Source organism: Alteraurantiacibacter palmitatis (assembly GCF_037154115.1).
GTDB lineage: Bacteria > Pseudomonadota > Alphaproteobacteria > Sphingomonadales > Sphingomonadaceae > Alteraurantiacibacter > Alteraurantiacibacter palmitatis.
This window is the reverse complement of sequence record NZ_JBANRO010000004.1, coordinates 33,804-56,192: the sequence shown is the minus strand read 5'-3', so window position 1 is coordinate 56,192 and position 22,389 is coordinate 33,804. Positions and strand designations below refer to the sequence as shown.

Here is a 22,389-nt window from a genome sequence, read left to right as displayed (position 1 = left end):
CTTGGGGAAGGGAAACCGGCGCGGTGCGAACGCGCCTGGCTTCAGGCCGCGCCGCTCATCCGCTGGAGATTGAGCAGTGCCTCGCGCAGCGCGCGGTCCTGCGCTTCCTGATCGGCGGCAGACAGGCTGGCAGCGGCTCCCTCGCCATTGCCGGCTGCCACTGGCGTTTCGGCGGGGAAAACCACGGCGGGTTGGGCGTCGCCGGGGTCGCCCGCTTCCGGCTCGTCCTCGATCCGCACGAAAGTCTGGCGGGGCGCGGCAAAGGGGTTCACGGGCGCTGTTTCGCCATCGTCCGGCATTGCGCCGGCCGCCGCGCCGAGATTGAGCGCGAAGCTGGCGGCGAGGTCGGAAAGTTCCTCGTCCTCCTCCTCCTCGTCGATATCGATATGCGCAAAGCCATCGAGCGCGCGGCCAGGAAACGTCGGGAACGGCGGCGCAGGCATGGGATCGGGTCGGCCGGTTTCGGGCGTGTCGTCCTGTTCGTCCTCGTCCAGCGGCTTGAACACCTGACGCGGCGCACCGGCAGCGGCCTCGATCGCAACCGGGGCGGCTTCGTCGCTTTCGGGCGTCCTTGCCGCGTCATCCTGCGAGCGGGCAGGCCGGTCAAACCAAGCCGCCATCGCCTGCGCGGCCTCGTCGGGTGCGACAGCGTCAACATCGTCCAGCAGCGGAATGGCGGCCAGCGGTTCGCGGGCGGCCATGGCGGCCGGCGCGGGTGCATTGGCGGGTGCTGCTGCATCGCGCCGGGCAGCCTGTGCAGCGCGTTCAGCCAGCAGCGCGCGGCGCCTTTCGATCGACGAGCCGAGCCGCTGAGCCAGTTGCACAAGGCCCAGTTCGTCAAGCGCATCATGCGCTGCGGTGGAGGCTGAGGTTGTTTCCGGCTCGCCTTCGGGTGCGGCCCGGGTTTGCGGGGCAAGGACGGCAGCAGGGGGCAGATATGTATCTTCCGCGTCGGCTTCGCCCGCGTCAAAGACGGCATGAGGGGCAAGGAATTGGCTGTGATCGATCAGGTCGGATGCTTCGTCGTCCACTTCCGGCTCCCTTTCATCGGCACCCGATTGCGCCGCGGCTTCGCTGAAGATCTGAGGCGGGAAGCTGGCGGAATGCGATTCCGCTTCGTCCCAGGCGATGGCGACTGTCGGGCGTTCCGACGGATTGGGATTGAAACGAAATTCCTGCCGGGCCGCGGCAAGCGGCGTGGCGCTGCTGGCGGTGCCTTGGGCAAGGGGGGGGTCTGTTTCGGCATGGTCGGCCTTGGCGCCGAAAGTGGACTCGCTGAAACCGGGTTCGGTCAATCCGGCCTCGCTGGCCAGGACCATTGGCGCTTCGGGCAAAGCCATCTCCGGCCCGGCCTCTTCTTCTTGCGCCATTTCGACCAGGGCAAGATCGAGTTCGTCGAGATCATCAGCCTCATCGGCGCGTGCATCGTCCGGACGCCATCCGGTCAACCCGCTGGCGTGCACCGCCTCGCGCATGGAGGCGGGGATGGCGCCGGCATGGGTTCCGGGCAGCGGGGGAAATTCGAGGAACGTGCTTGGGCCTGCCTCCTCCTCGATCGCCAGCGCACGGCGCCCGCGCGGAGGGGTGCCGGTCAATTGGCGGCCATCCAGCCCTTCGCTGCCCAGTTCGTCGAGCGCCGAGATAGGCCGGGGCATGGCGGGCGCGCCATCGGTTTCGGCAACGGGCCGTGTGGCACGGCGCAGCGCGGGTTCGGCGCGGTGCGCCTCTGCCACCTTGCGCGCGATGAACAGGCCCACCAGCGCACCGCCCGCGGTAAAGGCCAGCGCCATCAGCAGACGGGCTGTAAAGCCCAGCGGCGGAGCAGCGGGCGGAAGGATCGCGGCAAGGCCGGTTGCCACGCTGATGCGTTCGATCAGTGGCACGGGCACGACTAGGCTGCCAATGCCCAGCAAGGCGGCAAACCACAGCGCCACGATGAACGGGAAAGCGGGATGTGTGCTGATCGGCGGCTTTGCCGTTTTGCCCTTCACCCGCTTTTCATCAGCCAGACTTGCCACGCATTTGTCCTGTCATTGCGGCCCCGTGCCCCGCGCCCTTTCAGGCGGCGGTGCTCAGGCCATCCTGATCGGGGCGTAACAGGCTTTGGTAAACGTCTTGATAACGCTGCACGTTGCGCGCCCAGTCGTGATGCCTGGCGACGTGCGCGCGGGCAGCATCCCGCATCGCCTCCCACCCATCGCGCGCGTCGAGCAGATCGGCCAGCGCGGCGGCGCAGTGCGCGGGATTGTCTGCCGCAAACAGCGTGCCGGTGACGCCATGCACCATCAATTCCCGGTGACCGCCCACATCGCTTGCCGCCACCAGCTTGCCCTGCGCCATCGCCTCCAGCGGTTTGAGCGGCGTGACCAGATCGGTCAGGCGGCTGGCTTTTCGCGGATAGGCCATGATGTCCGCCAGCGCGTAATAGCGTTCGACCTGATCGTGCGGCACGCGGCCGACAAAGCGGATTGCGCCCGCTGCCGGACTTGCCTCGGCCTGCGCCTTCAGCCTGTCGGCCATTGGCCCGCCGCCCACCAGCAGCAGCCGCGCATCGGGATGGCGGCTGACCAGAGCCGGCATGGCTGCGATCAGATCGTCCAGCCCTTCGTAATCGTAAAAGCTGCCGATGAAGCCGATCACCGGCCCATCGCCCAACCCCAGCTCTGCCGCCAGCACACCGTCGCGCTGCGCGGGCGTGCCGAACAGCGCCAGATCGACGCCATTCGGCATGACGGAAAGCTTTGCCGCGGGGACGCCGCGCGCGACCAGATCGGCGTGCAGCCCCTGGCAGATCGTCACCACCCGGTCCGCAGCCGCCACGACATGGTTTTCCAGCGCGCGGGTAAGGCGGTATTTGAGCGAGCCTTCCTGCCCCGTCCCGTTGCCCACGGCCGCATCTTCCCAGAAGGCGCGGATTTCATACACCACCGGCAGGCCCAGCCTTTTGCCGGCACGCAGGGCGGCAAGGCCGCACAAGGCGGGCGAATGGGCGTGGAGGATATCCGGCCGCCACTCCCGCGCCAGATCGCAGATCGCATCGGCGAGCAGGCCTGCCTCGCGCCATTCGCGCAAAGCCGGCGGGCCGCTGGCGTTGCCGCGCGTGCGGATGAAATGCAGCCCCTCGGCTTCCTCCGCATCCGGGCCGGGTGCCGTGTGGCGCAGCCCGGTGATCCCGCGCACCTGCCAGCCCAGCGCTTCCTGCGCCTTCAGAATGGCGCGCGTGCGGAAGGTGTAACCGCTGTGCATGGGCAGCGAATGGTCAAGAACGTGCAGGATGCGAAGCGTGGTGAGGTCCATGGGGCCAAACTGTTGCCACGCTTTGCTTAACGCCGCGTCAATTCCTGTGCGCTAGGGCGTAACGGCTGCAATTGCCGGAAGCGCTCTTCTTGGTCGACATTTTCACCCTTGCCCTGACGCATGGCCTGATGGCCTTTGCCGCCTGGCGCCTGATCCAGCGTGACGAGCTGGACGAGGAGGGCGAGGGCCAACCCCGGTCGCGCTGGCTCAAGAAGCGCGCGCCGACCTCCCCGGCGGAGCGGGACGGCTAGGCCATGCTGAAGGACCTGTTCCTCCTTGGCTTTATCGGCCTGCTGCTGCTGCTGGGGCTGAAGCGCCCGTTCATCTGGGTGCTGGCCTATATCTATATCGACATTGTCGCCCCGCAGAAGATCGGCTGGGGCCTGATCCAGAGCTTCCAGCTCTCGCTCATCACTTTTGTTGCCGCCTTTGCCGGGTGGCTGCTGCTCGATTCCAAATACGGCTCGCGCTTCACCTTCCGGCAGGGGCTGATCCTGGTGCTGCTGGCGTGGTGCGGGATGACGACGCTGGGGGCGGAGTTTCAGGATTCGGCCTGGGCCAAATGGGACTGGGTGTGGAAGGCGCTGATCTTTGCCGCCTTCCTGCCGCTGACGCTGCGCACCAAGCTTCGGATCGAGGCGGCGGTGACCTTCGTAGTGCTGGCGGTGGGCACAATTGCCATCAATGGCGGGATCAAGACGGTGTTCGGCGGCGGCGGATACGGCGAATTACGCCTGCTGGTGGACGAAAATTCGGGGATGTATGAAGGCTCGATCATCTCCACGGTGGCGATTGCCACCATCCCGCTGGCGCTGTGGGTGGCGCGCCATACCAGCATCTTCCCGCGCCACTGGACGACATGGGCCTTTACTGCGGGGCTGGTGTTTGCCTGCTTGCTTATCCCGGTGGGCACTTCGGCGCGCACGGGTCTCATCTGCATTCTGGTGCTGGGCGTGCTCCTGCTGCGCTCGGTGCGCTACCGCTTCCTCTATGCCGGCGCGGCGAGCCTGGCGATGATGGCGGCGGTGCCCTTCCTTCCACAAAGTTATGTTGAGCGGATGGAGACGATTGTCGGCTTTCGCGGCGACCAGTCGGCTTCCACAAGGCTGGTGGTGTGGCAATGGACGATCGATTACGCAAAGGAGCATCCGCTGGGCGGCGGTTTCGACGCCTACCGTGCGAACAGCTTCACCTACAACACCGTGGTGACCAGCGGCGAGGGGCCGATGCGCCGGGTGGAGTACCGGGAGGTGACCGAAACCGCGCGCGCTTACCATTCCTCCTATTTCGAGCTGCTGGGCGAACAGGGCTATTTCGGCCTCGCCATCTGGCTGCTGCTTCAGGGGCTGGGCGTGTGGCACATGGAAAGCCTGCGCCGCCGGTTCCGGCGCCGCGATGGGGATAACCGCAGCTGGCAATGGGGCCTCGCCACGGCGCTGCAACAGGCGCATCTGGTCTATCTGGTGGGCGCGGTCTTTGTGGGCATTGCCTATCAGCCCTTCCTGTTCATGCTGGTGGGTCTGCAATGCGCGCTGTGGAGCTATGTCCAGCGGGTGGAAGGGCGCGAATGGCGGGCCAAGCTGGCGCCGCGAAGCCGCCCCGTGCCATCAACTGCCTGATCGACAAGGCGGCCCAGGCAGGTGTAGCCTGCCGCGATGGACGCACCGCCTGCCATTGGCATTATCGAGATACTGGGCCTTGCCACCAGCGCCAGCCTGCTGGCGGGATGGCGGCTTTACCTCGTCATCCTGGCGACCGGCATTGCCATGCGCACAGGCGCGGTGCCTTTGCCTGAGCACTTGTCAGGCCTCAGCGTGCTGGCCAATCCGTGGATCATGGGGTTGGCCGGTGTGGGCGCGCTGGCGGAATTTCTGGCCGACAAGGTCATGTGGATCGACAGCCTGTGGGACGGGGTGCACAGCTTCGTGCGCCCGCTGGGCGGCGCGCTGGTGGCGCTGGCAATTGTCGACCCCGGCGATCCTGTGTTGCAGGTGGTCGCTTTCCTGCTGGGCGGGGGCGGGGCGCTGCTGGCGCATGGCGGCAAGGCAAGCGCGCGCGCCGTGGTCAACACCAGTCCCGAACCGGTCAGCAATGTCGCCGTGTCGAGTGTGGAGGACGTGGCCACCCTTGGCCTGATCTGGCTGGCCTACGAATATCCGGTGGCCGCCGCCGTGGTCGCGCTGATCGTGCTGGCGGGCTGTGTGTGGCTGCTGGTGCTGGCGCGGCGGGTGCTGAAACGGCTGTTCTGGCGCGTTCCCGATACCGCCCCGCCGCCTGCGCCCTGAGCGCATCAGCGCGCGTTGGCGCGGACCCAGTCCTCCACCACCGGGGCGATATTCTTGCGCCATTTGGATCCGTTGAAGATACCGTAATGGCCGACATCCTTGGCGAGATGGTATTTCTTCATCGTATCGGGCAGATGCGGCGCAAGGCCCAGCGCGGCCTTGGTCTGGCCGATGCCGGAGATATCGTCCTTTTCCCCCTCGATCGCCAGCAGCGCGGTGTCGCGGATCGCGTCGGGATCGATCGCCGTGCCCCGATGCACGAACTTGCCCCGCGGCAGGCTGTGTTCCTGGAACACGTGGTGGATGGTCTGGAGGTAGAATTCCGCCGTCATGTCGCAGACCGACAGATATTCGTCATAAAACTTGCGCGTCGCCTCGGCGCTTTCATGGTCGCCCAGCGTCAGGTGCTGGAACATCTGGTAATGGCTCTGCATATGGCTTTCGAGGTTCATCGAGATGAACCCGGCCAGTTGCAGGAAGCCGGGATAAACCTTGCGCCCCGCGCCGGGGTAATTGAACGGCACGGTGGCAATCACATTGTTGGCGAACCAGCTGAGCGGCCGGTTGACTGCCACGTCGTTCACCGAAGTGGGGCTGGCGCGCGTATCGATCGGGCCGCCCATCATCGTCAGGCTGGCCGGGCGATAGGGATCGCCCGCCGCGCCCATCACCGCCGCAGCGGCAAAGGCCGGGACCGAAGGCTGGCACACCGCCAGCATATGCGTGCCTTCTCCGATGAAGTGCAGGAAATCGATCAGGTAATCAATGTAGTCATCCAGATCGAACATCCCCGCATCCAGCGGCACCATCCGGGCGTCGGCCCAGTCGGTTATCCACACATCCTGATTTTCCACCATCCGCGCCACCGTGCCGCGCAACAGCGTGGCGTAGTGACCGCTCATCGGTGCGACGATCAGCAGGCGCGGCGCATCGGCGGGCAGGCCTTCGCGGCGAAAATGGCGCAGGCTGCCAAAGGGCTTTTCCAGCACGACCTCCTCGATCACCGGGAACAGCTCGCCCTCTACCTCCACCGCGTCGATGCCGAAGGCCGGCTTGCCGCGCTCCTCATAGACATGGGCAAAGACCTTCAGCGCGCTCGCCATGGCGGGGCCGAGGCCGAAATAGCCCATCGGCAAGGCGGGATTGGACAGCAGATGCGCGCCCACCTGTGCCCAGGTGCTGGCGGCATTCATCATCTGCCGGTGCATTTCATAGGCGGAATAAAGCATGGCGACCCCCGGCTGCGATCCTGTGGATCATTGGCTGGTTCATACCTAGGATATGGTGCGTTGCAGCACAAAGCGCAAATGGCCATTTGCCCGTGACAGGCAAAGAATTGTCCGTGCCATGCCGACGCGCCCCTTCATTCGCGCGCACTTATCGGCTAGGCGCGAGGCCGATATGGCCAGCCGTGCATCGCCCGACACCGTGAAACCCGCCGACAGCCTCGGCCCGCTGGCGATGATCTTTCGTGCGGCGGCGCGCTATCGCGGGCTGATCGCGCTGGCGGGGCTGGCGCTTGTCATAACGGCCAGCGCCACGCTGGCGATTCCCGCCTATTTCCGCGGCGTGATCGATTCCGGCTTTGCCGCCGGGGCCGATCCGGCAGAGATCAATCTGTGGTTCCGCCGCCTGTTCATGGTGGCGATGGTGCTGGCGCTGGGCACGGCCTGCCGGTTCTACTTCGTCTCGCTGCTGGGCGAACGGGTGGTGGCGGACATCCGCCTGGCGGTGCAGGAGAACCTGCTGCGCCTCTCGCCCGGCTTTTTCGAGGAGAACTCCCCGTCCGAGATTTCTACCCGGATGACAGCGGATACCGCGCAGATCGAGCACGTGGTGGGCACCACGATTTCGGTCGCGCTGCGCAACGCCATTCTGGCGGTGGGCGGGCTGGGTTACATGATCTACCTTGCCCCCAGCCTGACCTTGCTGATGGTGGTGGCGATTCCGCTGGTGATCGGGCCGATTGCCGTATTCGGCCGCAGGGTGCGCAAGGCCAGCCGCGAAAGCCAGGATCGCATCGCCACGGTGGGCGCGCGAATTACCGAGGTTCTGGGCGCGATGAAGATCGTGCAGGGCTTCAACCAGGAAGACCGCGAACTGGCCCGCTTTGCCGGCAATGTGGAGGATACCTTCGCCGCCGCGCGCACGCGCATCCTGATCCGTTCGGTGATGACGGCCACGGCGATTGCGCTGATTTTCGGCGCGCTCACCTTCATCATGTGGCGCGGCGCGATGATGGTGGCCAACGGCACGCTGAGCGGGGGGACGATTGCCGCCTTTGTCTTTACCGGCCTGCTGGTGGCGGGCGCATTCGGCGCGCTGACCGAGGTGTATGGCGACCTGCTGCGCGGCGCAGGCGCGGCCAGCCGCCTCAACGAATTGCTGAGCGAGACACCCGCCATCGCGCCGCCCGCCCGGCCCGTGGCGCTGCCCGTGCCGCCGCGCGGGGCAATCGCGTTCGACAATGTGACCTTCAGCTATCCGACTCGGCCCGGCGAAAAGGCCATCGAAGGCTTCACGCTGACCGTGGAGCCGGGTGAGACGGTGGCAATTGTCGGCCCGTCGGGCGCGGGCAAGAGCACGATTTTCCAACTGGCCGAACGCTTCTACGATCCGCAGGCGGGCACGGTGAAGATCGACGGCGTGCCGCTGACCCAGGCGGACCCGGCGGAAATTCGCCGCCGCATGGCGCTGGTGCCGCAGGAAGGCGTGCTGTTTGCGGCCAATGCGCGCGACAATCTGCGCTACGGCGCATGGGATGCGAGCGAGGAGGCGATCTGGGACGCGGCGCGCGCGGCCAATGCGGAAAGGTTTCTGCGCGACCTGCCCGAAGGGCTCGACACATTTCTGGGTGAAGGCGGGGCGCGGCTGTCGGGCGGGCAGCGTCAACGCATGGCGATTGCGCGCGCGCTGCTGCGCGATGCGCCGATTCTCCTGCTCGACGAAGCGACCAGCGCGCTCGATGCCGAAAGCGAGCAATTGGTGCAGCAGGCGCTGGAACGGCTGATGGCAAACCGCACTACGCTGGTGATCGCGCATCGCCTTGCCACGGTGCGCGCGGCCGACCGAATCGTCGTGATGGATGGCGGGCGCATCGTGGAGGAAGGCGATCACGCCGCGCTGATGGCCAAGGGTGGCCTTTACGCCCGGCTGGCCTCGCTGCAATTCACCGATCAGGCGGCTTGAGACGCTGCGACCGCTCCGCCCCGCCTTGCACCGCCTTCGGCCCTGCTTGCCCGCATGACCGCCCGCTGATAATCGACGAAGTAACAACTGAAACCGACAAGCGGCATTTGTCCGCCGCGCGCCTCGGCTACAGCTTCGTTTTGCATTTGCCACAGCCTGTGCGCCATCCGCGCAGCGCTTTCAGGGGTTACACATGATCCGTCGCCTTCTTGCCACCGGCCTTTCCACGCTCGCCCTGGCTGTTTCCCTGCCGGCTCTGGCGCATGAGGACGCGGCGGTTCACACAGCGGCTGACACGCCGACTGCCGCCTCGCAAACCGTCTCTGCCGCGCCCACCATGACCTTTGGCACATGGGGCGTGGACCTGACGCAGATTGATCCCTCGGTTCGGCCGGGCGCGGATTTCAACGCCTATGTCAACGGGCGCTGGACGGCAAATACCGAGATTCCGGCCGATCTTTCCCGCTTTGGCGCGTTCGATTTCCTGCGCGAGGCGGCGGTGGCCGATGTGGAAGCGCTGGTGGCCGAACTGGTCGCCTCCAACCCCGCGCCGGGCACGCAGGCCCGCCGGCTGGTCGATGCCTATCAGGCCTTTCTGGATCAGGAGGCGATTGACGCGGCGGGCATGGCGCCGGCCTACCCCTTCCTGACCGAAATCTACGCCGCATCCGATCTGGACGGACTGGTGCGCCTGTTCGCCCGCCCCGGAATGCCCGCAATGGTTTCGGCCAGCGTGACGATTGACGATATGGACCCCAATGCGCACGCGGTCGAAGTGGGGTTTGGCGGGATGGGCCTGCCCGATCGCAAATATTACCTCGACGATACCGAACAGAACCTGGCGACGCGCGCGGCCTACCGTGAATATCTCACCTTCATGCTGGGGCAGGCGGGCTATGCCGATCCGCAGGCGGCCGCGGATGCGGTCTATGATTTCGAACGCCGCGTGGCGGTGATCGAATGGGACCAGCAGATGCTGCGCATCCCGGAACTGACCTATAATGAACTCAGCCGCGCCGAACTGGCTGCGCTTGCCCCGGCCTTCCCGGTGGACGCGCTGCTCGACAGCAGCGAACTGGGCCATGTGCAGCGTTTCCTCGCCTCGCAGCTTCTGCCCACGGACGAGGAAGTGGCCGCGCTGGAACTGACCGAGGCGCAGCTTGCCCTGATGGGCGGCGGACTTCCGGCGATGATGCAGATGGTTGCGGACGAACCGCTGGAAACGCTCAAGGCGTGGATGGCGGTGCGGTTCCTCGCCTCCTATGCCCCCGTCCTGCCTTCGGTCATCGACACCGCGCATTTCGATTTCTTCGGCCGGTTCCTCAACGGTCAGACCGAACAGCGCCCGCGCTGGAAGCGGGGGATCAGCGAGATCGAGGGGATGCTGGGCGAGCAGCTGGGCGCGCTGTATGTCGAGCGGTATTTTCCGCCGCAAAGCAAGGCGATGATGGACGAACTCGTCGCCAATCTGTTCCGCGCGATGGAGCTGGATCTGGCCGAAAACGACTGGATGACGCCCGCGACGGTGGAAGAGGCGAAGGCCAAGCTGGCCTCCTTCACCTCGATGATTGGCTATCCCGAACAGTTCAAGACCTATGACGGGCTGAACATCACGCCCGGCGCGCCGCTGGCCAACCGCATGAGTGCCGCCGCCTGGCGCCGCGCCGATTCGCTCAGCCGGCTGGACAAGCCGGTGGACCGCATGGAATGGCTGATGCTGCCGCAGACGGTGAACGCCTATTATATGCCGCCGTTCAACCAGATCGTGTTCCCTGCCGCGATCCTGCAACAGCCCTTCTTCGGGCCGGACAACGACCCGGCGGTGAATTACGGCGCGATCGGTGCGGTGATCGGGCACGAGATCGGGCACGGCTTTGACGATTCGGGCTCGCGCTATGATGGCACGGGCACGCTGCGCAACTGGTGGCAGCCGGAAGATCTGGCCGGTTTCCGGGAACGCACGCAAAGTCTGGTCGGCCTGCTGCAGCAATATTGCATTGACGATGGGCAGGTGTGCCTGACCAGCCGCGGCCTTGGCGAAACGCTGGGCGATGTGGTGGGCCTGCAAATGGCCTATCGGGCTTATCGCCTGTCGCTGGACGGGGCGGAAGCGCCGGTGATCGACGGGCTGACCGGCGATCAGCGGTTCTTCCTGGGCTTTGCGCAGGTGTGGCGCGGCAAATACCGCGAACAGGCGCTGCGCGCGCAGATGATCGGCGGCAGCCCGCACCCGCCGGGCGATTTCCGCCTTAACAACGCGGTGCGCCATGTCGATGCGTGGTACGATGCCTTTGGCGTAACGCCGGATGATCCGATGTATCTGGCGCCTGAAGAGCGCGTGAAGATCTGGTAATCAATCGGCAAGTCGGGCGGGCGGCTTGACGAAAGCCCCCGCCATGCCGCATCGCAGCACGCATGGATACGACCCTCACCGCAATCCTTCTCGGCATTGTCGAGGGACTGACCGAATTCATCCCCGTTTCCTCCACCGGCCATCTGATTCTGGCGTCGGAGATGTTCGGCTATGACGCGGCCGAATGGGCCATGTTCAACGTGGTGATCCAGCTCGGCGCGATCCTGGCGGTGGTGTATCAGTATTGGGGCACGTTCTGGAACGCGGGGATGGGTGTACTGCGGCTGGAAGCGCCGGGCCTGCGCTTTGCCCGCAACATCCTGATCGCCTTTGTGCCAAGCGCGGTGCTGGGCCTGGCGTTCAAGGATTATATCGACATCATGCTGGGCAGCCCGGAACTGGTCGGCTGGGCGCTGATCCTGGGCGGGATTGCCATTATCGGGATCGAGAAGGTGGCAAAACCGGGCGAGGAAGTGTCCGTATCCGATCTGCCGATGACGCAGGTGGTCGGGATCGGCATTGCCCAGTGCTTGGCGATGATTCCCGGCGTCAGCCGGTCGGGCGCCACCATCATGGGGGCGCTCGCCATGGGGGTGAACCGCAAGACCGCGGCGGAGTTTTCCTTCTTCCTCGCCGTTCCCACCATGATCGGCGCGACCTCGCTGGAACTGTTCCAGAAGGGCGGCGATCTGATGGACGGCATAACCCGCATTGGCTGGAGCGAAATCGCAATCGGCTTCGTTGTCAGCTTCATCGTGGCGCTGATCGTGATCCGGCTGTTCGTGGCCTATGTCAGCCGGCACGGCTTCACGCCCTTTGCCTGGTATCGCATCGTGATCGGCACGGTGGCGCTGATCTGGCTGACAATGCGGTAAAACCGGCGATCCGCTTCTGCGGGTGAACGGAACAAGCGCCATCCCACCGCGTTTTGTCCGCATGATGCAGCGGATCAATATATCATGGGGCTGATTTTCCTCATCCTGCTCGGCCTGGTGCTGGGATGGTTGGCGACGATCATTCTGCAGACAGGCCAGACACGCAACCTTCTGGTGAACCTTGCCAGCGGGGTGGGCGGGGCCATTCTGGCCGGAATCGTCATCAACCCGCTGATCGGTCTGGGAAACCTCCTGCGCGGGGCCTACAGCGTGGAAGCGCTGCTGGTGTCCTTTGGCGGGGCAATTATTCTTCTTGTTGCAGTTAATCTGTTGCAGCGCGGCGAAATGCGCTAAGCAGCCCAGTGAAGGGGTGCTTGCCCCTTCGATGGGTGGTGCAAACCGCCCTGGTTTCTTGAAGGGGAAAACACATGAAGAAGATCGTTGCTGTCGCTGCTGCTGCCGTGCTGACCATGGGCCTGGCTGCCTGCGCTGAAGAAGCTGCTGAAGAAGCTCCCGTGGAAGAGCCCGCGATGGAAGAAGCTGCTCCGGTTGAAGCTGCTCCGATGGAAGAAGCAGCTCCGGCTGATGCCGCTGCCATGGAAGCTGCTCCGGCTGACGCCGCTGCTCCGGCTGAAGAAGCTCCGGCTCAGTAAGCTGCTGCGGCCTGCACCTTTTGGGGTGCAGCACAGGATCAGGGCCGGTTCCGCATGGCGCGGGGCCGGCCCTTTCCTATTGTATGCAGCGATGGCCGGTCATGGCGCAGGGGTTTGCGGCGTTTCCGGCTCTTCCAGCGCCGCGGCGGGCAGACGCTGCTGGTCGAGCATTTCCGCAGCCTCGTCCAGCGCGCGCGCTTCGCCCACCGTTACCCCGCCCGGGCCGGGATCGGTATCCGACCCGCCGCAGGCCGCCAGAAGCAGGCCCGGAAACAGGCAGGCAGCAAGCGAAGCAAGGATGCGGATCACTCGGCCGCCGGAGCAGCCGGCGCGTCGGCTGCGACCATGGCTTCGGCCTCTGCCGCCGCGTCAACCGCTTCGCCTTCCGCCGCAGCGGCGTCTTCGGCCAGCGCGCCCTCGTCTGCAACCGGAGCAGGCGTGCCGGCCATGCTTTCGTCGGCGGGCAGTTCGACATTGTCGGCCAGCGCGTCTTCCGATGCGTCGGTGGCCGAACCGCAAGCGGCCAGCACCAGCGCCAGCGGGGCCGCCAAAGCCATACGGGGGGCCATACGGGGGGCAAGGGCGTGAAGGGACTTCATAATCGCAATCTCCTGTAATGCGCGTATGGCAAGCCAATAGCCCAGCCACGCGCACAAGAAAATCGCCGATAACGGCCTCTTGAACGGTTTGCGCTGCGCCACCCCTGTGCCAAGCGGGGGCGATGGATCATCCGCCTTTCCCTGAATCCGCGACTGCGTGCCGCATGGAGGATGCGCGCGCCGCCTTGCGCCGCATATTCGGCTTTGACAGCTTTCGCGGGGTGCAGGAACAGGTGGTCGCGCGCGTGCTGGCCGGGCAATCCACGCTGGCGGTCATGCCCACGGGCGCGGGCAAGTCGCTCACCTATCAACTGCCTGCCGCACTTCTCCCCGGCACCTGCGTGGTCATCTCGCCGCTGATCGCGCTGATGCACGATCAGCTGCGCAGCGCGCGCGCCAACGGCATTGCCGCCGCCGCGCTGACCAGCGCCGATGCCGACTGGCGCGAGACGGTTGACGCTTTCTGCAATGGCGCGCTCGACCTGCTCTATGTCGCGCCCGAACGCGCCAGCCAGCCGGGTTTTCGCGACCTGCTCAATCGCGGGCGGGTGGCCCTGTTTGCGGTGGACGAGGCGCATTGCGTATCCGAATGGGGGCACGATTTCCGCCCCGATTACCGCCTGCTGCGCCCGCTGATGGACGGATTTCCCGGTGCGGCACGCCTTGCCCTGACCGCCACCGCCGATGCGCACACCCGCGCCGATATTCTGGAACAGCTGGGCATTCCGCAAGAAGGCATGGTGGTGGCAGGCTTCGACCGGCCCAATATCCGCTATGCCATCCGCCACCGGCAATCGGTGCCCGCGCAATTGGCGCAGCTAATGGAGGAGGAACCGGGGCCGGGCATCATCTATGCCCCCACGCGCCGCAAGGTGGAGGAACTGGCCGCGCAGCTGGAACGGCAGACGGGCCGCGAAGTGCGCCCCTATCACGCAGGGCTGCCGGTGGAGGTGCGCGCCGAAAACCAGGCGGCCTTTGTGGCAAGCGAAGACATGGTGATGGTCGCCACCATTGCCTTTGGCATGGGCATCGACAAGCCCGATGTGCGCTTTGTCGCCCATGCCGGCATCCCCAAATCGATCGAGGCCTATTACCAGGAAACCGGCCGGGCCGGGCGGGATGGCGATCCGGCGCTGGCGGTGATGTTCTGGGGTGCGGGCGATTTTGTCGCCGCGCGCCAGCGTGTGTCCGAGGTGGAGGAAGCGCGGCAGAAGGGGGAGCACAAGCGCTTGGCCGCGCTGGCTGCGCTGGTCGAAACGCCGGCCTGCCGCCGTGCGCTGCTGCTGCGCCATTTTGGCGAGGAGCCGCCGCCATCCTGCGGCAATTGCGACAATTGCCTTGATCCGCCCGCGATGGTGGACGTCACCGAACTGGCGCGCAAGCTGCTCTCTGCCGTGTATCGCACGGGGCAGAGCTTCGGCTTTGGCCATGTGCAGAAGGTGTTGACGGGTGTGAGCGACGAGCGGGTGAGCGCGCGCGGGCATGACCGTTTGTCAGTCTTCGGCATTGTCGGCGCAGACGAGGCGCGGCTGCTGCAACCGCTGGTGCGCAGCCTTCAGGCGCGTGGCGCGCTGGTGGCGACCGAGCACGGGGGCCTCGCGCTGGGCGGTGATGCGCGGAAAATCCTGAAAGGCGAGAGGCCGGTGGCGCTTGCCCGAAGCGCCGAACGCGCCGCGCGCAAAGGCAGGCGCGCTGCCGGTGCGGGCGCGGCAAACCCCGTGGGCAATCCGCTGTTCGAAGCCTTGCGCGCGCTGCGCCGCGAACTGGCGCGGGAAGCGGGCGTGCCGCCCTTCGTGATCTTCCACGATGCCACCTTGCGCGAAATCGCGCTGGCCCGGCCGGCCACGCTGGCGGAACTCGGCGCGCTTCCGGGCATCGGCGCGCGCAAGCTGGAGGCCTATGGCCGCCAGTTCCTTTCCGTGATCCGCGCCTATTGACCGATTCCGCTTGCCACGCCTCTTCCGTTCGATAAATATGATATCACATTAATATCGCCCCTTGGTTCGGGCGGTCGGTTTGGAGGGCATTGGAGATGCGGGATTTTTCAGTGGGGATGAACACCAGCAAGGAGAGCAGCGCGTCCACGTTCAACGGCTATGCCGCGCTTGGCCTGCTGGTGGTTGCGGTGGCGGCTGTGTTCTGGAGCATCGTGAGTTTTGACGCGGCAACATCCGGCCCGGTGCACGGTTTTGCCTTGATCCTGGGCGGCATCGCCGCGCTGCTGATCCTGCCCGGCTTCTTCATGATCCAGCCCAATCAGGGCCGCGTCATCACGCTGTTCGGCGCCTATCGCGGAACCGATCGCACTACGGGCCTGCGCTGGATCTGGCCGTGGATGGGCCGCACCAAGGTATCGGTGCGCGCCAACAACGTCCATTCCGAACGCGTGAAGATCAACGACCTGCGCGGCAATCCGGTGGAGATCGCCTGCAATGTCGTCTGGCGCGTGGCCGATACCGCGCAGGCGGTGTTCGATGTGGATGATTACCGCGAATTCGTGAACATCCAGATCGAGGCGGCCTTGCGCACGGTGGGCGCGCGCCACCCCTATGACGATATGAGCGAGGAGGACGAGACGACGCTGCGCGGCAGCGCCGATGTCATCAACGCCGAATTGCAGGCCGAACTCAACGACCGGCTGAAGGTGGCGGGCATCGTGGTGGACGAAGCGGGCCTGACGCACCTTGCCTATGCCCCCGAAATCGCCGGAGCCATGCTGCGCCGCCAGCAGGCCGAAGCGGTGATCGCCGCGCGCGCCAAGCTGGTGCTGGGCGCGGTGAGCATGGTGCAGATGGCGCTCGACAAGCTTTCGGCTGACGGGATCGTCAATCTGGATGACGAACGGCGCGCGGCGATGGTGTCCAATCTGATGGTGGTGCTGGTGGGCGACCGCGACACGCAGCCGGTGGTGAATACAGGCACGCTGTACCAGTAAGCCGAACGATGCCTGCAAGCCCCAAGAAGCCTTTTCCCCTGCGGCTCGATCCGGCGCTGTATGCGGCGCTGGAGCGGGTCGCGGCGGCGGATTTCCGCTCGGTCAATGCCGAGATCGAAGTGCTGCTGCGCGAGGCGCTGGGGCGGCGCGGCATCCGTGTGGAACAAAGCGAGCCGCCCCGGCGCGGGCGGCCGAAAAAGGGAGAATAGGGGATGACGGACAAGGACAAGCCCTTCGTCTGTTACCGGCAGGGGCGCTGGGCGATGAAGATCATGCCGCGCGGCGGCGAAGGCTGGCGGCTGACAGCGATGTGGATGCTGTTTTATGCGCTGCTGTCGGGCATCTATGTCTGGATCGTGGCAGGCCGCCCGGATGACGAGACCTTTGTGGGCCAGATCACCGCAGGCTTCATCCTTGTCACCGCCATCTGGGCGATTGCGATGATCCGCTGGATGCTGGCGCGCAGCGAGGTTATCAACCTTGACGAAGTGCTGGCGCTCAAGCGCGAGCGGGAGCGGGACAAGGGCCGACGCTAAGGGGCGCGGTCTCCTGTTCATGGGGAGAGGCGGCGCAATGAAGTTCGGCATTTTCGACCATGTGGATGATTCCGGCCTGCCGCTGGCCGACCATCTGGAAGCGCGGCTGCACATGGTCGCCGCATTCGAGGAAGCGGGCTTTCACGCCTATCACGTGGCCGAACATCACGGCACGCCGCTCGGCCATGCGCCATCGCCTGCGGTTTATCTGGCCGCGCTGAGCCAGCGCACGCAAACCATCCGGCTTGGCCCGCTCGTGTTCCTTTTGCCGCTCTACCACCCGCTGCGGCTGGCCGAGGAGATCGCCATGCTCGATGCGCTATCGGGCGGGCGGCTGGAATTCGGATACGGGCGGGGCATATCCCCCATCGAAATGGGCTTTTACGGCGTGGACATGGCGGAGCAGGAGGAGCGCGCAGCCGAAACGCTCGCCGTGGTGCTCAAAGCGCTTGAAAGCGACACACTGGACCATACGGGCCGCTTTTTCACCTTCAACGGCGTTCCCGTGCCGCAGCGGCCCACCCAGACCCCGCGCCCGCCGCTGTGGTACGGCACCAACTCGCCTGGATCGGCGGAGCGCTGCGCGAAGGAGCGGCTGAACATCGTCACGCTGCTGGCAGGCGAACCGCTGCGCAAGCTGGTGGCAAGTTACCGCGCGGCCTATGCGGCAAGCGGCGGCGATGCGGAGGCGATGCCGCTGATCGGGGCGGGGCGGCATATCGTGGTGGCGGACAGCGACGGAGAGGCCCGCGCGATTGCCACCCGCGCCTTTGCCCGCTGGCGCGCCAGCTTTGTGCATCTGTGGCAGACGCAGGACGTGCCCAATCCCATTGTCAGCCGCTTCCCCGCCGACTGGGCCGCGCTGGAGGCCGCGGGCAGCGGCTGCGCCGGGTCGCCTGCTACCGTGCGCGCCTTTCTGCAAAGCGACATTGCGGCGGGCGGCTATACCTACAGCGTGGCGCAACTGGCCTTTGGCGATATGACCGTGGCCGAAGTCACCCGGTCGGCGGAACTTTTCGGCGCAGAGGTGATGCCCGCCTTTTCCGCCTGTTAACCCGCGCCGGGCTATAGGCGCAGCCCATGAAACGCCTCACCGCCCTTGCCGCGCTTGCCGCTGCCGCCGCTATTCCCGCCGCTTTGTTGGCGCAAGGCTCGCCCGCCCCGTTCACCGTGGTCGAAACGGGGCAGGGCTTTGCCAATCTGCAGGCCGCGGTTGATTCGATCGGAGACGGGCGCGGCACCATCGCGATTGCGCCGGGCAATCACCGCCAATGCGCGGTGCAGAACGCAGGCGAGATCGCCTATCTCGCCACCCAGCCGGGGCAGGCGGTGTTCGACGCCGTCACCTGCGAAGGCAAGGCGGCGCTGGTGCTGCGCGGGCGCAGCGCGCAGGTATCGGGCCTGGTATTCCAGAATATGCGCGTGCGCGATTACAACGGCGCCGGCATCCGCATGGAGGCGGGCGACCTGACCGTGGCGCAAAGCTGGTTCCGCGACAGCCAGCAGGGCATCCTGACCGCCAATGCCGAAACCGCGACGCTGGTGGTCGATCACTCCACCTTCACCCGCCTTGGCACCTGCGAGGGATCGGGGGGGTGTGCACATTCGATCTATACCGGCGCGCTGGGGCTGGTGCGTGTCACCAACAGCCGGTTCGAACAGGGGCGCGGCGGCCATTACCTGAAAGCCCGCGCCCCGCGCGTGGAAATCGCCAGCAACAGCTTTGACGATGCGGGCGGCCGCGCTACCAATTACATGATCGACTTGCCTGCCGGCGCCAGCGGCCAGATCAGCAACAACTGGTTCGTGCAGGGGCGCGACAAGGAGAATTACTCCGCCTTCATCGCCGTCGCCCCCGAAAGCCGCGATTATTCGAGCGCCGGTCTGGTAGTGGCGGGCAACACGGCGCGGCTGGCCCCCGGCGTCGATCGCAACACCGTGTTCGTGGCCGACTGGTCGGGCGAAGTGCAGCAGATCACCGGCAACACGCTGGGCCGCGGGCTGACGCGCTACGAGATACGGTAGGGTCGCCGCGCGCTACCCCAGCAAATGCCCGCTCCGGTCGCGCTTTGTGGCCAGATACCGGGCGTTGTGCGGGTTGGCGGGCAATTGGTGCGCCACGCGCTCTGCCACGCGCACGCCTGCTGCGGCCAGCGCCTCCACCTTGGCCGGGTTGTTGGTGAGCAGGCGCACCGCCTCCACCCCCAGCAATTCGAGCATCCGCGCGGCAGTGGCGAAATCGCGTGCCTCGACCGGCAGGCCCAGCCGCGCATTGGCGTCCACCGTATCGAAGCCTTCGTCCTGCAAGCGATAGGCGCGCAGCTTATTGACGAGGCCAATGCCGCGCCCTTCCTGCCTGAGGTATAGCAACACGCCCCAGCCGCCCGCCGCCGCCTCTGCCGCCATCAGGGCAAGGGCGGCCTGCAATTGCGGCCCGCAATCGCATTTCAGGCTGGCGAAGATATCGCCCGTCAGACATTCGGAATGCAGCCGCACCAGCGGCGCGCGGCCATAATCGGGATTGCCGATCACCAGCGCCATATGCTCGCGCGTATCGTCCGGTTTGCGGAAGGCGACGATTTCGGCCTCCTCGCTTGCCGCCACGGGCAGGCGGGCACGGGTGGCGATGGCGAGATGGGCGGGATCGGCCCAGTGCGCCAGATCCTGCGCCTCCAGCATCACCGCCTCCCCCGCCTCAGCCGGTTCGACCAGAAAGGCCGGCAGCACACCCGCAATCCGCGCTAGTTCCAGCGCGGCCTCGGCCTCGACTGCGAAAGCGAGGGCTCGTGCCGCGAACGGGCCTTTCAGCGGGGAAACAAGGTCGAGCGAGGGATCGGCCACGGCCAGCGCCTGCGCCAGATTTTGCGGCTCGCCCGCCTCGACCAGCACGGGCGAATGGCCATCCGCAGCCTCGCGCTGATTCGCCAGTTTGAGGGTTGCGGCACGTGCGGCGGAAATCAGCAGGCGGGCGGAAGTGGCACCCGGCGCAGCGGCGGTTTCCACCGGCAGCAGCAGCGGCGCATCCCCGATCCGCAGCGGCCAGCCATGGCGCAGCGCGTCCACCGCCTGCGCCACGCGGCGGGCGGGAGAGGGAGGCGAGTCCGCGCTCAGCTTGCAAACTCCGTGATCAGCGGCACGTGGTCGGATGGCTGCGTCCATCCGCGCGCCTCCTCCAGCACGCGGTGGCCCGTGGCCTGCCGCGCCAGATCGGGGCTGGCCCACATATGGTCGAGCCGCCGCCCGCGATCATTCGCGCGCCAATCGGCGGAGCGGTAACTCCACCAGCTGTAATAGCGCGCCGGATCAGGGATGAACTGGCGGCCAAGGTCCGCCCAGCCATGCGCATCGCGAAAGCGCGCCAGCGTCTCCACCTCGATCGGCGTGTGGCTGACGACCTTGAGCAATTGCTTGTGGCTCCACACATCGCTTTCCAGCGGGGCGATGTTGAAATCCCCCACGATCAGCGTGGGCCGGTCCAGCGCATCGGCCCAGCGGGTCATGCGTTCAAGGAAATCCAGCTTCTGCCCGAATTTGGGGTTGATCGTGCGGTCCGGCTCGTCACCCCCGGCGGGCACATAGACGTTTTCCAGCACCATGCCCGCCAGCGCGCCCGCCTGCGGCCCGATCAGTTCCACGCCCACATGGCGCGCCTCGCCATTGGCTTGCCAATCGTGGCGGGACACTTCGCGGATGGGGATGCGGCTGACCGTGGCGACGCCGTGATAGCCCTTCTGCCCGTGGATCACGATGTGGTTATAGCCAAGCTCGGCAAAGGCCTGGTGCGGGAATTGGCCTTCCTGGCACTTGATTTCCTGCAGGCACAGAATGTCGGGCGCTTGGCTGCCAAGGAATTGCGCCACCAGCGGCATACGCAGGCGGACCGAGTTGATGTTCCAGCTGGCAACAGAGATCATGGCCGCGATGCTTAGGTGGCAAGGCAGCGGGTGCCAAGGGGTTTGCCTGCACGCCGCGCACGAAAAACCCCCGTCCCGGGGGCATCGTGGGACGGGGGTTCGTTCTTAGCGTTCGTCACGCTTGCAATCGGGCCTTTGGGGCGGATCGGGCAACAGGGGGGAAACCCGAATACGCCAGCCGTCTTGCAATTCTCACTATAGGAAGCGCTGCCTGTCCGCTGAATGAATGGACGAAAGCATTTTGTCGCAAACTTCCAACATCCCGGCCATGAGCTGACGCTCAGGGCCGACGAGTGGTGCGGCGCGGATCGCGGTAAGTGAAGGTGCTGTCCGCCACGGCCAAGCCGTAGCGATGGCCGCGAAGGCGCACTGTGGTGCGGTTGTTCTGCGCATCACGCGCCACCCAGCTGGCGAGTTCCAGCCCGCCCGGGGCGGACGCCTTCTCGACAAAGATCAGCGTGAATTCGGGCATTTCCGGGCGGCCGGGATCGGCCACCGCAATGCTCACCACGCCGGGGCTGTTGCTCGGCACCACGCGGCCAAAGCGGGCGACATCGCGGTTGGGATCGAGCAGCGCGCCAAGCGGCGAATTGCGCACCGGATAGCGTTCGACCTGCTGCACATCGTAATCCACCAGCGTCAGCGTGCTGCCATTGGAGACGACCAGCATATTCACATCGCGGCTGTATTCAAAGCGGATGCGGCCCGGATTTTTCAGCGTCAGCGTGCCCGACACGGTGCGCCCGGCGCGATCGGTCTGGGTGAAATCGGCCTGCATCGTGGTGATGCCGCGAAGCGCGGCCACGGCGCGGGTGATCTGCGCGTTTTGCGCGGCGCTTTGTGCAGCCACGGGTGCGGCAGGCGCAATCAGCGCGGCGGGTGCCAGAATCGCAAGGGCGCCGGCAGATGCGGCGCCCAAGGTGCGAGCGGAGATTTTTTTCAAGCTGTTCATCCGGCCATCCTTATCGGCTGGGCCTTGAACTGTCACTGAACCGGATCGTTCCGGCCCGGAAAGGCGGCAAATGGCCGCTTACTTGATCTTGCCTTCCTTGTATTCGACGTGCTTCTTCACGACGGGGTCGTATTTGCGGAAGCTCATCTTCTCGGTCGTGTTGCGGGGGTTCTTCTTGGTGACATAGAAGTGCCCCGACTCGGTCGAGTTCAGGCGGATCTTGATGGTTGCAGGCTTCGCCATGTCGCAATTCCCAATAAAGCTTGTGCGCGGCACCAGCCGCAAAAAACAACAGGCGGCGCGCGCAGCGCCGCCTCATGGGGCGGGCCATTGGGGGAGAATCGGGGGAAAGTCAAGCGCGCGGACTTGGCGGGCGAGGGCGTCAAGGATGCCCTACCACTCCACCTTGCCGCGCGTGGCTTTCACCGTGCCGCGCGCCTTTTTGGAGGCCAGCCGTTTCACCTTGCCGGGCCGGTTGACAGTGGTGCGGGCGCGCTTTTTCGGCTCTTTCAGCGCCGCCGCGATCATCTCGGCCAGTCGGGCGCGCGCATCGGCGCGGTTGGCTTCCTGCGTGCGGAAGCGGCGCGCATCGATCACGATCTCGCCCTTCTGGTTCAGCCGCGATCCCGCCAACGCGACCAGCCGGTGATAGACCTGCGGCGGCAGGCCCAGCCGGTAAATATTGACGCGCAGCTGCACCGCGGTCGCCACCTTGTTGACATTCTGCCCGCCGGGGCCGGACGCGGTGACGAAGCTCTCCTCGGCAATCGCCAGCGCGGTGTCGAGGATGCGGCCCATGGC

The 22,389-nt window shown here is 65.9% G+C and carries 24 protein-coding genes; 14 read left to right on the top strand and 10 right to left on the bottom strand.

Features of this window, described 5'->3' with window-relative positions; translation table 11 throughout:
• Positions 1-41: 41 nt before the first annotated feature.
• A complete protein-coding gene (locus tag WFP44_RS05505) occupies positions 42-2,018 on the bottom strand; it encodes a hypothetical protein (RefSeq protein ID WP_336925407.1) in 1,977 nt (658 codons plus the stop codon).
• 40 nt (positions 2,019-2,058) lie between these two features.
• Positions 2,059-3,297, bottom strand: a complete 1,239-nt coding sequence (locus WFP44_RS05500; RefSeq protein WP_336925406.1) for a TIGR04063 family PEP-CTERM/XrtA system glycosyltransferase — start codon at positions 3,295-3,297, stop codon at positions 2,059-2,061.
• Positions 3,298-3,386: 89 nt separating this feature from the next.
• Here WFP44_RS05500 and WFP44_RS05495 point away from each other — a divergent pair, with 89 nt between their 5' ends.
• From WFP44_RS05495 to WFP44_RS05485, 3 genes are read left to right on the top strand one after another with little or no spacing between them, the layout of a single operon-like run.
• A complete protein-coding gene (locus WFP44_RS05495) occupies positions 3,387-3,548 on the top strand; it encodes a hypothetical protein (protein WP_336925405.1) in 162 nt (53 codons plus the stop codon).
• Between the two features lie 3 nt (positions 3,549-3,551).
• Positions 3,552-4,916, top strand: coding sequence for a putative O-glycosylation ligase, exosortase A system-associated (locus WFP44_RS05490; protein ID WP_336925404.1), 1,365 nt, complete (start codon positions 3,552-3,554; stop codon positions 4,914-4,916).
• Positions 4,917-4,970: 54 nt separating this feature from the next.
• Complete coding sequence (locus WFP44_RS05485; protein WP_336925638.1) at positions 4,971-5,582, top strand: DUF4126 domain-containing protein; 612 nt, start codon at positions 4,971-4,973, stop codon at positions 5,580-5,582.
• Between the two features lie 5 nt (positions 5,583-5,587).
• Here WFP44_RS05485 and WFP44_RS05480 read toward each other — a convergent pair whose 3' ends face one another.
• A complete protein-coding gene (locus WFP44_RS05480) occupies positions 5,588-6,811 on the bottom strand; it encodes a polyhydroxyalkanoate depolymerase (RefSeq protein WP_336925402.1) in 1,224 nt (407 codons plus the stop codon).
• Between the two features lie 172 nt (positions 6,812-6,983).
• Between WFP44_RS05480 and WFP44_RS05475 the strand changes: the two genes are divergently transcribed.
• The 5 genes from WFP44_RS05475 to WFP44_RS05455 all read left to right on the top strand — a co-directional run bounded on the left by WFP44_RS05475 (position 6,984) and on the right by WFP44_RS05455 (position 12,652).
• Entirely contained in the window at positions 6,984-8,771 is a 1,788-nt protein-coding gene (locus WFP44_RS05475; protein ID WP_336925401.1) for an ABC transporter transmembrane domain-containing protein, read from the top strand.
• 193 nt (positions 8,772-8,964) lie between these two features.
• Complete coding sequence (locus WFP44_RS05470) at positions 8,965-11,124, top strand: M13 family metallopeptidase (protein WP_336925400.1); 2,160 nt, start codon at positions 8,965-8,967, stop codon at positions 11,122-11,124.
• A gap of 62 nt (positions 11,125-11,186) precedes the next feature.
• A complete protein-coding gene (locus tag WFP44_RS05465) occupies positions 11,187-11,999 on the top strand; it encodes an undecaprenyl-diphosphate phosphatase (protein WP_336925399.1) in 813 nt (270 codons plus the stop codon).
• A gap of 84 nt (positions 12,000-12,083) precedes the next feature.
• Positions 12,084-12,353: a GlsB/YeaQ/YmgE family stress response membrane protein gene (locus WFP44_RS05460; RefSeq protein WP_336925398.1), complete on the top strand. Its 270-nt coding sequence runs from the start codon at positions 12,084-12,086 to the stop codon at positions 12,351-12,353.
• A 74-nt stretch (positions 12,354-12,427) separates the two neighbouring features.
• Positions 12,428-12,652, top strand: a complete 225-nt coding sequence (locus WFP44_RS05455) for a hypothetical protein (RefSeq protein ID WP_336925397.1) — start codon at positions 12,428-12,430, stop codon at positions 12,650-12,652.
• Between the two features lie 99 nt (positions 12,653-12,751).
• On the opposite strand, the gene WFP44_RS05450 is transcribed toward WFP44_RS05455, so the two are convergent.
• Complete coding sequence (locus WFP44_RS05450) at positions 12,752-12,961, bottom strand: hypothetical protein (protein ID WP_336925396.1); 210 nt, start codon at positions 12,959-12,961, stop codon at positions 12,752-12,754.
• Positions 12,958-13,221, bottom strand: coding sequence for a hypothetical protein (locus tag WFP44_RS05445; RefSeq protein ID WP_336925395.1), 264 nt, complete (start codon positions 13,219-13,221; stop codon positions 12,958-12,960). The genes WFP44_RS05450 and WFP44_RS05445 overlap by 4 nt, the downstream gene beginning before the upstream one ends.
• Positions 13,222-13,415: 194 nt before the next feature.
• Between WFP44_RS05445 and recQ the strand changes: the two genes are divergently transcribed.
• From recQ to WFP44_RS05415, 6 genes are all read left to right on the top strand, one after another.
• Positions 13,416-15,188, top strand: coding sequence for a DNA helicase RecQ (gene recQ / locus WFP44_RS05440; protein WP_336925394.1), 1,773 nt, complete (start codon positions 13,416-13,418; stop codon positions 15,186-15,188).
• Positions 15,189-15,304: 116 nt separating this feature from the next.
• On the top strand, positions 15,305-16,186 hold the full coding sequence (locus WFP44_RS05435; protein WP_336925393.1) for an SPFH domain-containing protein: 882 nt from the start codon (positions 15,305-15,307) through the stop codon (positions 16,184-16,186).
• A gap of 8 nt (positions 16,187-16,194) precedes the next feature.
• A complete protein-coding gene (locus tag WFP44_RS05430; protein ID WP_336925392.1) occupies positions 16,195-16,395 on the top strand; it encodes a type II toxin-antitoxin system antitoxin in 201 nt (66 codons plus the stop codon).
• 3 nt (positions 16,396-16,398) lie between these two features.
• Entirely contained in the window at positions 16,399-16,722 is a 324-nt protein-coding gene (locus tag WFP44_RS05425; RefSeq protein WP_336925391.1) for a hypothetical protein, read from the top strand.
• Between the two features lie 37 nt (positions 16,723-16,759).
• On the top strand, positions 16,760-17,776 hold the full coding sequence (locus WFP44_RS05420; RefSeq protein WP_336925390.1) for an LLM class flavin-dependent oxidoreductase: 1,017 nt from the start codon (positions 16,760-16,762) through the stop codon (positions 17,774-17,776).
• Positions 17,777-17,802: 26 nt separating this feature from the next.
• Entirely contained in the window at positions 17,803-18,747 is a 945-nt protein-coding gene (locus tag WFP44_RS05415; protein ID WP_336925389.1) for a right-handed parallel beta-helix repeat-containing protein, read from the top strand.
• Positions 18,748-18,759: 12 nt separating this feature from the next.
• Here the strand turns inward: WFP44_RS05415 and ribA are convergent, their stop codons facing one another.
• The 5 genes from ribA to arfB form a co-directional block, all read right to left on the bottom strand.
• Entirely contained in the window at positions 18,760-19,881 is a 1,122-nt protein-coding gene (gene ribA, locus WFP44_RS05410) for a GTP cyclohydrolase II (protein WP_336925388.1), read from the bottom strand.
• On the bottom strand, positions 19,830-20,636 hold the full coding sequence (locus WFP44_RS05405; protein WP_336925387.1) for an exodeoxyribonuclease III: 807 nt from the start codon (positions 20,634-20,636) through the stop codon (positions 19,830-19,832). Before WFP44_RS05405 ends, ribA begins: the two co-directional genes overlap by 52 nt.
• Before the next feature lie 280 nt (positions 20,637-20,916).
• The gene (locus WFP44_RS05400) at positions 20,917-21,588 is read right to left on the bottom strand and encodes a LolA family protein (protein WP_336925386.1); all 672 of its coding nucleotides are present in this window, start codon (positions 21,586-21,588) and stop codon (positions 20,917-20,919) included.
• A 78-nt stretch (positions 21,589-21,666) separates the two neighbouring features.
• Positions 21,667-21,831 (bottom strand): 50S ribosomal protein L33, encoded by a 165-nt coding sequence (gene rpmG, locus WFP44_RS05395; RefSeq protein WP_160770263.1) that lies wholly within the window; start codon positions 21,829-21,831, stop codon positions 21,667-21,669.
• 150 nt (positions 21,832-21,981) lie between these two features.
• Positions 21,982-22,386 carry an alternative ribosome rescue aminoacyl-tRNA hydrolase ArfB gene (gene arfB, locus WFP44_RS05390; RefSeq protein ID WP_336925385.1) on the bottom strand — a complete coding sequence of 135 codons (405 nt, stop codon included), beginning with the start codon at positions 22,384-22,386 and terminating at the stop codon, positions 21,982-21,984.
• Positions 22,387-22,389: the final 3 nt, after the last annotated feature.

Bases quoted from the DNA above. Each gene is read 5' to 3' on its own strand.
- WFP44_RS05500 (WP_336925406.1), bottom strand. From the start codon at position 3,297: ATGGACCTCACCACGCTTCGCATCCTGCACGTTCTTGACCATTCGCTG.
- WFP44_RS05490 (WP_336925404.1), top strand. From the start codon at position 3,552: ATGCTGAAGGACCTGTTCCTCCTTGGCTTTATCGGCCTGCTGCTGCTG.
- WFP44_RS05480 (WP_336925402.1), bottom strand. From the start codon at position 6,811: ATGCTTTATTCCGCCTATGAAATGCACCGGCAGATGATGAATGCCGCC.
- WFP44_RS05475 (WP_336925401.1), top strand. From the start codon at position 6,984: ATGGCCAGCCGTGCATCGCCCGACACCGTGAAACCCGCCGACAGCCTC.
- WFP44_RS05470 (WP_336925400.1), top strand. From the start codon at position 8,965: ATGATCCGTCGCCTTCTTGCCACCGGCCTTTCCACGCTCGCCCTGGCT.
- WFP44_RS05465 (WP_336925399.1), top strand. From the start codon at position 11,187: ATGGATACGACCCTCACCGCAATCCTTCTCGGCATTGTCGAGGGACTG.
- WFP44_RS05460 (WP_336925398.1), top strand. From the start codon at position 12,084: ATGGGGCTGATTTTCCTCATCCTGCTCGGCCTGGTGCTGGGATGGTTG.
- WFP44_RS05455 (WP_336925397.1), top strand. From the start codon at position 12,428: ATGAAGAAGATCGTTGCTGTCGCTGCTGCTGCCGTGCTGACCATGGGC.
- WFP44_RS05445 (WP_336925395.1), bottom strand. From the start codon at position 13,221: ATGGCCCCCCGTATGGCTTTGGCGGCCCCGCTGGCGCTGGTGCTGGCC.
- recQ (WP_336925394.1), top strand. From the start codon at position 13,416: ATGGAGGATGCGCGCGCCGCCTTGCGCCGCATATTCGGCTTTGACAGC.
- WFP44_RS05435 (WP_336925393.1), top strand. From the start codon at position 15,305: ATGAACACCAGCAAGGAGAGCAGCGCGTCCACGTTCAACGGCTATGCC.
- WFP44_RS05430 (WP_336925392.1), top strand. From the start codon at position 16,195: ATGCCTGCAAGCCCCAAGAAGCCTTTTCCCCTGCGGCTCGATCCGGCG.
- WFP44_RS05425 (WP_336925391.1), top strand. From the start codon at position 16,399: ATGACGGACAAGGACAAGCCCTTCGTCTGTTACCGGCAGGGGCGCTGG.
- WFP44_RS05420 (WP_336925390.1), top strand. From the start codon at position 16,760: ATGAAGTTCGGCATTTTCGACCATGTGGATGATTCCGGCCTGCCGCTG.
- WFP44_RS05415 (WP_336925389.1), top strand. From the start codon at position 17,803: ATGAAACGCCTCACCGCCCTTGCCGCGCTTGCCGCTGCCGCCGCTATT.
- ribA (WP_336925388.1), bottom strand. From the start codon at position 19,881: ATGGACGCAGCCATCCGACCACGTGCCGCTGATCACGGAGTTTGCAAG.
- WFP44_RS05405 (WP_336925387.1), bottom strand. From the start codon at position 20,636: ATGATCTCTGTTGCCAGCTGGAACATCAACTCGGTCCGCCTGCGTATG.
- WFP44_RS05400 (WP_336925386.1), bottom strand. From the start codon at position 21,588: ATGAACAGCTTGAAAAAAATCTCCGCTCGCACCTTGGGCGCCGCATCT.
- rpmG (WP_160770263.1), bottom strand. From the start codon at position 21,831: ATGGCGAAGCCTGCAACCATCAAGATCCGCCTGAACTCGACCGAGTCG.
- arfB (WP_336925385.1), bottom strand. From the start codon at position 22,386: ATGGGCCGCATCCTCGACACCGCGCTGGCGATTGCCGAGGAGAGCTTC.